This window comes from Dokdonella sp., from assembly GCF_039926425.1.
Lineage (GTDB): Bacteria > Pseudomonadota > Gammaproteobacteria > Xanthomonadales > Rhodanobacteraceae > Dokdonella_A.
Map to the genome: position 1 here is coordinate 1 of NZ_JBDSWZ010000051.1, position 7,854 is coordinate 7,854.

Annotated in this window: 7 protein-coding genes; 3 read left to right on the forward strand and 4 right to left on the reverse strand. The window is 64.0% G+C overall.

Going from position 1 to position 7,854, the window contains the following annotated elements; translation table 11 throughout:
- Positions 1-876, forward strand: an 876-nt coding sequence (locus ABIV12_RS03135; protein WP_348056133.1) for an FAD-binding protein, incomplete at its 5' end; no start/stop codon positions are given.
- Positions 877-1,134: 258 nt separating this feature from the next.
- Here ABIV12_RS03135 and ABIV12_RS03140 read toward each other — a convergent pair.
- Positions 1,135-2,733 carry a choline dehydrogenase gene (locus ABIV12_RS03140; protein ID WP_348056135.1) on the reverse strand — a complete coding sequence of 533 codons (1,599 nt, stop codon included), beginning with the start codon at positions 2,731-2,733 and terminating at the stop codon, positions 1,135-1,137.
- Between the two features lie 84 nt (positions 2,734-2,817).
- The gene (locus ABIV12_RS03145) at positions 2,818-3,639 is read right to left on the reverse strand and encodes an MOSC domain-containing protein (protein WP_348056137.1); all 822 of its coding nucleotides are present in this window, start codon (positions 3,637-3,639) and stop codon (positions 2,818-2,820) included.
- Positions 3,640-3,713: 74 nt separating this feature from the next.
- Here ABIV12_RS03145 and ABIV12_RS03150 point away from each other — a divergent pair, with 74 nt between their 5' ends.
- The gene (locus tag ABIV12_RS03150) at positions 3,714-4,979 is read left to right on the forward strand and encodes an MFS transporter (protein ID WP_348056139.1); all 1,266 of its coding nucleotides are present in this window, start codon (positions 3,714-3,716) and stop codon (positions 4,977-4,979) included.
- A gap of 99 nt (positions 4,980-5,078) precedes the next feature.
- Here the strand turns inward: ABIV12_RS03150 and ABIV12_RS03155 are convergent, their stop codons facing one another.
- On the reverse strand, positions 5,079-5,567 hold the full coding sequence (locus ABIV12_RS03155) for an 8-oxo-dGTP diphosphatase (RefSeq protein WP_348056141.1): 489 nt from the start codon (positions 5,565-5,567) through the stop codon (positions 5,079-5,081).
- A gap of 113 nt (positions 5,568-5,680) precedes the next feature.
- Here ABIV12_RS03155 and fghA point away from each other — a divergent pair, with 113 nt between their 5' ends.
- Positions 5,681-6,529 (forward strand): S-formylglutathione hydrolase, encoded by an 849-nt coding sequence (gene fghA / locus ABIV12_RS03160; RefSeq protein ID WP_348056143.1) that lies wholly within the window; start codon positions 5,681-5,683, stop codon positions 6,527-6,529.
- A gap of 155 nt (positions 6,530-6,684) precedes the next feature.
- On the opposite strand, the gene ABIV12_RS03165 is transcribed toward fghA, so the two are convergent.
- On the reverse strand, positions 6,685-7,854 hold a 1,170-nt coding region (locus tag ABIV12_RS03165), incomplete at its 5' end, for an acyl-CoA dehydrogenase domain-containing protein (RefSeq protein WP_348056145.1).

Consider the following 7,854-nt stretch of genomic DNA (forward strand, 5'->3'; position numbering starts at 1 on the left):
TGCGCGAAAGACCTGAAGGCGGAATCGATCGAACTGCTGGTGCTCGCCGCGGATGCGGGCGCGATCGCCGCCGAAGCCGCGAAGATCGACGGCGTGACGAAAGTGTGGACACTCGTACGCAGCGAAAATGCGCACGCGCTGGCATCGACGCATGCGCCACAGATCGCTGCAGCCGCGAAGAACGGCTATACCCATCTCTTCGCACCGTCCACGACGTTCGGCAAGGATGTGCTGCCACGTGTCGCCGCGCTGCTCGGCGTGTCGCAGGTGTCCGATCTTTCCTCGGTCGATGGTGCGCACACGTTCAAACGTCCGATCTACGCGGGCAACGCGATCGTCACGGTCGAGGCGCCGGCCGATCAACTGCTGGTCGCCACGGTGCGCACTGCCTCGTTCGCCGCGGCCGGATCAGGCGCGAGCGACGCACCCGTCGAAGCGTTGTCATTGGATGTCGCGTTGCCGACGCACACGCGTTTCGTCGAACTCGTCCAGGGCAAGACCGATCGCCCCGACTTGCAAGGGGCAGCGCGCGTCGTCTCCGGCGGTCGCGCGCTCGGGTCGTCGGAAAACTTCGCGATCATCTACGCGCTTGCCGACAAGCTCGGCGCCGGTGTCGGTGCGTCGCGTGCCGCGGTGGATGCGGGCTATGTTCCGAGCGACCTCCAGGTCGGCCAGACCGGCAAGATCATCGCGCCAGACCTGTACGTCGCGATCGGCATCAGCGGCGCGATCCAGCATCTCACCGGCATCAAGGACGCCGGAACCATCGTCGCGATCAACAAGGATGGCGAAGCGCCGATCTTCGAGATCGCCGACTTCGGACTGGTCGGTGACCTGTTCAAGATCGTGCCGGAACTCACCGCCGCGCTCGGATGAAAGGGCTCGCGTGCAGACGCTGGTTTCAGGCGCGACGACCATGATTCGGCGCGCGCGTTGCTGATCAAGAGCGCCGGCCGCGGAAAGCGCGTCCGGCCTACGGCCGCATCAACCTTCCACACCTGACTCATCTCCGTAGGCCGGACGAGCGCAGGTCGGCCGGCAGCTCCTCGACGGTCCGATCAAAAAGGCCGTCCGCATGAGGAGCACGTTGTGCCCGGAGGAAGACGTGCACTGCACGATCGCCATTCGAACCTGCTAAACGGCGCCGAGAATCAGGTCGCTTGCGCGCTCGGCGATCATGATCGTCGGTGCGTTTGTATTCCCGCCAATCAGCGTCGGCATGATCGATGCGTCGACGACTCGCAAACCGTCGATTCCGCGCACGCGCAATTCGCTGTCGACGACCGATGCGTCGTCGCTGCCCATGCGGCAGGTTCCGACCGGGTGATAGATCGTCTCTGCCTTGCGCCGGACGAATGCGGCGAGATCAAGGTCGTCCTGGACGACGCCTCCCGGAACGAGTTCCTCGCTGCGATACGGCGCGAACGGCCCTTGCGCAAGGATCGTCCGCGACAACCGCGCGGCCTCGATCATCATCTGCAAGTCCTCTCCGCCGGAGTCCCCCAGATAGTTCGGCTCGATCAGCGCAGGCGCCAGCGGATCCGCTGAACGCAGTCGGATCGCGCCGCGGCTCTTCGGACGGAGATTGCAGGCGTGCACGGTGTATCCATGACCATCGAGACGGTGGCGTCCATGGTCGTCGAGCAGTGCGGGCACGAAATGGAACTGCAGGTCGCAACGGTCATCCTTTGCGAATCGCGAGCGCAGGAAGCCGCCCGCCTCGGCGATGTTGGAACTGCCGATGCCGTCGCGCCGGAACAGGAAACGCAGTGCCACCGCGACATCGTTGATGCGGTCGTAGGTGATGGCCTGGGTCGAACGCACCAGCGTGCAGATATCGAGATGGTCCTGCAGGTTCGCACCCACGCCTGCGTGATCGTGCGCAACCGCGATGCCGCGATCGCGCAGGTGATCCGCCGGGCCGATGCCCGAGAGCATCAGCAACTGCGGTGAATTGATCGCGCCGCCCGACAGGATCACGTTGCCGGCTTGTGCGCGCACCACGGTTCCGCGATGGCGATACTCGACGCCAACGGCGCGTGTCCCGTCGAGCAGGATCCGCGTGGTCATTGCACCGGTGACCACGCGCAGGTTCTCGCGCGCGCGCACCGGATGCAGATACGCGGCCGCCGCCGAGCAACGCGCACCGTTGCGCTGGGTCACCTGGTAGAAACCGAACCCTTCCTGCGTCAGTCCGTTGAAATCGTCGTTGCGCGCGAAGCCGGCGGATCCGGCCGCGTCGATAAACGCCGCCGACAGCGCATTGTGGTGACGCAGGTCGGACACTCCGAGAGGCCCGTCGGCGCCGTGCGTTGCGCTCGATCCGCGCGTGTTGCCTTCGCTGCGCATGAACACTGGCAACACGCTCGACCACGCCCAGCGTGCATCGCCACTCGCACGCGCCCAATCATCGTAGTCGCCGGGTGCGCCACGCGTGTAGCACATCGCATTGATCGAGCTGGATCCGCCAAGCACCTTGCCGCGCGGCCACCACAGCCGGCGACCGTCCAGGTTTGCTTCGGGTTCCGTGAGGTAGTTCCAGTTGAGCCGCTCGTTGCGGGCGAGCTTGCCGATGCCCGCCGGCATGTGGATGAGCGGATGCCAGTCGCGACCGCCCGCTTCCAGCAGCAGCACACGATTTGCCGGGTTCGCGCTCAGTCGATTGGCGAGCACGCAACCGGCGGAACCGGCGCCGACGATCAGGTAGTCGAAGGTGGGACCTTGCTGGGTCATGCTCCGAGCGTATGCGCGCGCGTTAGAGCCGTTACTCCAACGCGACAAACGCGCGTCTGATGGGCCTGCCCCACCGTGTCGCGTTCACGCGTCTTCGAGAATCTCGACCGGATCACCGAGTCGCACGATGCCGCGCCCGCGTGCAATCAGGTTCTGTCCGAATCGCACTCCGTCCGGCGCGCGGCGGTAACCGATCAGGGTGCGCAGCGGCTCGCCGGTCGGGTCGAATTGGCCGCGCTCGAAGTCGACCGTGGTGAACACGCAGCGCGTACATGCCTTGGCGACTTCAAATTCGATCGCACCGATGCGGATGCGCTTCCAGTCGTCCTCCGCGTGCTCGGTGGTGCCGGCGATGACGATATTCGGCCGAAACCGCAACATGGGCACCGCGACCTCGAGTCGCGCATTCAACGCATCGAGCGACGCCTGCGAAATCAGCATCAGCGGAAATGCATCCGCAAAACTGACCTGGTCGCCATCGCGCCCATAGCGGCCCTCGTATTTGGCGCGGACGAAGCGCGCGCATCCGTCATCCATGTAGACCAGTCGCACCGGATGTCCGAGGAAATCGCTGAACCAGGCATGGGCCGAATCGGCGGCAACGCGCGGACGCACGGCAGCGCCCCACACCTCGCTGTCGACTCGAGCAGAACCTGCATCGGGCACCTCCACACGCAACGTCGGCATGCCCGGCGCATCCAACCGCAATGCGTCAACCTGCGGGTGCGCAACGACCAGAGTCAGTCGCGGGAACTTGCGCCCCGTGACGAATGCATCGTCCGCGTCGACCAGCATCCAGCGACGATCTCCCGCAAGCCCGCGGCCTTCAACGACGGCCTCGTCCAGCGCGAGCGGCGCGCACGACTTCACCGGGTACACGTGGATGGTCGAGAGCGTCGGTGTCATGGAGCGATTATGCAGGCGAAGACCACGCGACGTCGCATGCTAGGCTTTGGCGTTCCACCACGATCCCGACCCACGTGCCCGAACGTCCCGCCATCCAGCGTCACGAATGGTTCGCCGTCGTCGTCGCGTTCACGTATTTTTTCTGCGTGCTCGCCGCGTACTACGTGATCCGCCCGATTCGTGACCAGTTGTCTGCCGCAGTCGGATCGACCGCATTGCCCATTTTCTACATGGCGACCTTCGTCGTCACGCTCGCGCTCGCTCCCGTGTTCGGCGCACTCGTCGCGCGACTGCCGCGGCGCGTGTTCGTGCCGATCGTGTACGTATTCTTCATTCTCGGCATGTTGGCCTTCATCCCCGCATTCCGCATGCAGGATGCGATTGGCGCACGCCTGCTCGGGTCGGTGTTCTTCGTCTGGGTCAGCGTGTTCAATCTTTTCGTGGTCGCGGTGTTCTGGAGTTTCATGGCCGACCTGTTCGACGCCAGGCAGGCCGACCGGCTGTTTCCGTTGATCGCCACCGGCGGCGCCCTGGGGGCAATCGCCGCGCCGGCGTTTGCGAAAGCGTTCGTCGTTTCGCTCGGCGTTTCGGGACTTCTGATGATCGCGGCGTCGCTGCTTGCAGTTTCGATCGGCTGCATCGTGGCATTGTCGCGCTGGTCGCAGAACCACCCGGTCATCGATGGCGAGGGACGCAACGATCGAGTCATCGGAGGCGGATTTCTCGCCGGCGCGATCGAGACATTCAAGTCGCCGCTGATGCGGCGGTTTGCAATCCTGATGCTCCTCGGCGACGCGGTCGGCACCGTGATCTACGCCTTCATGGTCGACTACAGCGGCGCGACCTTCGTCACTCGCGAAGCGCGCATCGATTTCTCGGCCGGCATCGATCTGTACACCAATCTGCTGCAGGCCGCGCTGCAGATTGTCGTGGCACGCCCGCTGATGGAGCGCTTCGGACCGGCCCCGGCACTGGTGCTGGACGGTGTGATCAAGGTCGTCATGCTCGGCTTGTTTGCGCTGTTCGCAGGTCCGTGGATCGTCGCCGTGGCCATCGTCACCCGCGCAAGCGCCTATGGAATCTTCAAGCCTGCAGCCGACAGCCTGTACACGCGGGTGGATGCCGAAACGCGCTACAAGACCAAGAACTTCATCGATACGTCCGTCTGGCGTTTCGGCGATGTTGTGGTGAACAGCGGGCTCAATGGGCTGCGAGCGGTTGGCGCGACGCTTCCGGGACTTGCAACACTGGTGATGGTTGCAGCCGGAAGTTCAGCCTGGATCGGTTGGCGCACCGCGCGGTTGGCGACATCATCGATCGTCACCAGCCGTGAACGCTGACGCACAAAAAGAAGCAGCGGGTGGAGACCGCACATCGCTTCGAACTCCGATCCGCTTTTTCTTCGTGTCCGTCGCGGTTCAATCGTTCGTTCTGATGCCTCACACCCGCGAATAACTCCACGAAACGGGCCGTCCATCGCGATACGGCATCACGCCGTGAAACGCGCGCGGATCGGCATCGAACACCAGCGGCAGGAAATGACGATCGCCTTCCCACATCGGCAGCGTTTCAAGCCGGTCGACGTCGACCCACTCCAGCGCACCTTCGGGGTTGCGCTCGAATGGCTCGCCTTCGTAGCGCGTAATCAAAAAGATGAACCCGAGCCAGTCTTCGCCCGCCTTGCCGAACCCCGGCCAGTTGAGCGTGCCGCGCAGGCTGAGCTCGGTGCACTCGATCCCCGCCTCCTCGTGAATCTCGCGGCGCATTCCGGCAAGCACGTCCTCGTGCGGATCGATCTTGCCGCCGAGTCCGTTGTACTTGCCCAGATGATGATCATCCGCGCGCGCGTTGCGATGGATCATCAACACACGTCGGCGGTCGGGGGACAGCACGTAACCCAGGGTGGCGACAATCGGCGTGTAGGGCATGCGACAAAGGATGCAGGAGACGAGGGTCGGCAATCTTAACCGCAGGCGCTACCATCGACCCGACGAAGTCGCCGTCGGCCATCCGGTCGACGGCATCGATGCGAGGTCCAATCATGTCTTTCGAAACCATTTCCGAGCAGCGCTGCTTCGGCGGCGTGCAGGGGTTCTACCGCCACGCGTCGAAGGAAACCGGTGGCACGATGAAGTTCGGCGTGTTCCGCCCGCCGCTGGCCGACGGCGAGACGGCGCCGGTGCTCTATTACCTGGCCGGGCTCACCTGCAACGAGGAAACCTTCGTGATCAAGGCGGGCGCGCAGCGTCTTGCGGCCGAACTCGGCGTGATCCTCGTGACGCCGGACACCAGCCCGCGCGACACCGGCATCGACGGCGCAACGGGCGACTGGGAGTTCGGTGAAGCGGCGGGTTTCTATCTCGACGCAACGACGCCCGCATTCGCGAAACGATTCCGCATGTACAGCTATGTCACGCAGGAATTGCCGAAGATCATCAGCACGCAGTTCGCGGCTGCCGACCTTGAGCGCGAAAGCATCTTCGGCCACTCGATGGGTGGCCACGGAGCGCTGACGATTGCATTGAAGAATCCGGATCGCTATCGCTCGGTGTCGGCGTTTGCGCCGATCGTCGCGCCGTCCGAGGTGCCATGGGGCCAGAAGGCGTTGCCGCGTTATCTCGGAGACGACCGCACGACCTGGCAACCGTATGATGCGTGCGCATTGATCAAGGGTGGCGCGAAATTCCCCGGCACGATCCTCGTCGACCAGGGGTATTCCGACAAATTCCTGGAGCCGCAACTTCAGCCGGAGCGGTTCGATCGCGCGTGCCGCGATGCAGGGCAAGCACTCACGTTGCGCTTGCATGCCGGCTACGACCACAGCTACTACTTCATCTCGACCTTCATGGAAGACCACCTGCTGCATCACGCGCAGGCGTTGCTGGGCTGACCAAGTCGGCAGGCAATGCGCACGCAAAGTGCAGCATTCGCCTGCCGCCTGACAAGGGACATATGCTGCGCGCGCATGGCCCGTGAAATCACCAGACAACGTTCCGACAGTCAATCACCGCAATGGCGTCGGCGCGTACGTGCCGACGCCACTCGTCAGGCGACCGAGCGAAGCGGCTGTTGCAATCGCCGCGTTCCGGCGGCGAGTTCGGCAGGATCGAAATCGTCGACCGAAATGAACTCGAACGTCGCTGCCCGGACACGTGCCAACAGGTTGCCCTCGGCAGCGTTGAGGACACCTTTGGCAACCGCATCCGCGAGCTGCGCGTCGTAGTCGTAGCCGGCGAGATCGCCGGTCTTCTGCGCCTTGAGAAACTTTCGTTCGATCGGCTCGGCAGCGATGACGTCCGGCAGCAGCGCGTTCATGCGTCCCACCGGATTGTTTGCGTTCGGCGTGAGATAAACCCATTCGCCGAGACGATCGCGTGCCTCGTTCGGTCCACACAGGATCGCCGCGACGCGACGACCGAGACGATCGGACGGCGGTACTTCGCGACGCCCGAACGGAAACACCAGCACGCGCAGCAGCCATGCAACCGGGCGTACCGGAAAATTGCGTAGCACGCCATCGAGCGCGTTCTGCATGCGATAGACGCAATCATGGAACGCCCACGCGAGCAGCGGAAGATCGGTCACCGGACGGCCCTGGTCTTCGTAACGCTTGAGCATTGCACTCGCGATGTACAGGTTCGACAGCACGTCGCCAAGACGCGCCGAGAGCTTTTCCTTGAACTTCAGCTTGCCGCCAAGCACCAGCATCGAGGTATCGGCGACCAGTGCAAGCGTCGCCGCGTAGCGATTGAGCTTGCGGTAGTAGCGCTTCGTGTACGCGTCGCCCGGCACATTGCCGATCCTGCCAAACGCGAGGCCGAGCACGAAGCTGCGTACTGCGTTGGAAATCGCAAACCCGACGTGTCCCCACAGTGCGGAATCGAATGCCTTGAGCTTCTCGCGATAGTCCTCGAGCTTGAGCGACTGCATTTCGCGCAAGACGTACGGATGGCAGCGAATCGCACCCTGACCGAAGATCATCAAGCTGCGCGTCATGATATTCGCGCCTTCGACGGTGATCGCGATCGGTGACGTCTGCCAGCCCCGGCCGGCATAGTTGTTCGGCCCGAGCTGCACGCCCTTGCCACCGTGCACATCCATCACGTCCCTGGCGACTTCGCGACCAAGCTCGGTCGCGTGGTACTTCGCGATCGCCGACGTCACCGCCGGCTTTTCGCCGCGATCGACGGCAGCAGCGCTGCTGCGCGCGAGCGC